Genomic DNA, 592 nt, shown 5'->3' with positions numbered 1-592 from the left:
GTCTCGGCCATCACGGCTGTCGCCGCCCTGCCGTTCGCGGCGGCCGCGATGGGCGTGGTCGGCCTCGTCGGCGCTCTGGGGTTCCTGCGGTGGATTCCGCAGTTCGTCCCGCGGGCGCGACGGGAATCCGGCGACGACTCCTCCGAGGGGGAACAGGAATGACCCAGGCTCTGGAGGCGGATGCCCACCGACTGGTCTCGACCTTCGTGCCCCGATCGGAACGAGACCGTGCAGCGCAGGCCGACTTCGCGTCGTTCTTCGCGGCAGAGGGTGGCCCGGTGCATCGGGAGGCAGGACCCGATCACCTCACCGCGTCGTGCGTGGTGTTCGACGCATCACTGCAGCACACGCTGCTCGTCTTCCATCGCAAGGGGCAGTTCTGGGTGCAGCCGGGAGGCCACGTCGAGCACGGCGATGATTCGGTCGTGGCGGGAGCGCTGCGTGAGCTGCGCGAGGAGACGGGCATCGTGGTGGAGCCGACGCCCGCCCCTCTCGCCTACGACCTCGACCACCATGGGCTTTCCTCGCGCTTCGGCGCCTGCGCCTCGCACCTCGACATCGGCATCGCGGTCGTCGTCGACCGTGAGTCCGC

1 protein-coding gene is annotated in these 592 nt (G+C 69.9%); it reads left to right on the top strand.

Annotated elements, in window-relative coordinates; all coding sequences use genetic code 11:
- Positions 1-158: 158 nt before the first annotated feature.
- The coding region (locus KZA10_RS17125; protein ID WP_218683500.1) for an NUDIX domain-containing protein at positions 159-592 on the top strand (434 nt) is incomplete at its 3' end.

Origin of the sequence: Microbacterium sp. BF1, assembly GCF_019279095.1 — a bacterium.
Lineage (GTDB): Bacteria > Actinomycetota > Actinomycetes > Actinomycetales > Microbacteriaceae > Microbacterium > Microbacterium maritypicum.
Note: the sequence above shows the minus strand (reverse complement) of the source record. Positions and strands in the feature narration are given on the sequence as shown.